At 66.8% G+C, this 389-nt stretch carries 1 protein-coding gene; it reads right to left on the minus strand.

The features are described 5' to 3' along the window. The coding region (locus OO67_RS35455) for a GTP-binding protein (RefSeq protein ID WP_033305956.1) at positions 1 to 389 on the minus strand (389 nt) is incomplete at both ends.

Raw genomic sequence — 389 nt, forward strand, 5'->3', positions numbered from 1 at the left:
CCGTCGAAGCCGTTGAGGGCGATGACGAACGGCAGGCCGCTGTTCTCGAAGTAGTCGACCGCGGGGAAGCAGTCGGCGAGGCGGCGGGTGTCGACGAGGACGACGGCGCCGATGGCGCCGCGGACCAGGTCGTCCCACATGAACCAGAAGCGGTCCTGTCCGGGGGTGCCGAACAGGTAGAGGATCAGGTCCTGGTCCAGGGTGATGCGTCCGAAGTCCATGGCCACGGTGGTCGTGGTCTTGTCCCCGGTGTGGGTCAGGTCGTCGATGCCCGCGGACGCGGACGTCATCACGGCTTCGGTGCGCAGCGGATTGATCTCCGAGACGGCACCGACAAACGTGGTCTTACCCACGCCGAAGCCCCCTGCCACCACGATCTTCGCCGAGGT

It is taken from the genome of Streptomyces atroolivaceus (assembly GCF_000717025.1).
In the GTDB taxonomy this organism is placed as follows: Bacteria; Actinomycetota; Actinomycetes; order Streptomycetales; family Streptomycetaceae; genus Streptomyces; species Streptomyces atroolivaceus.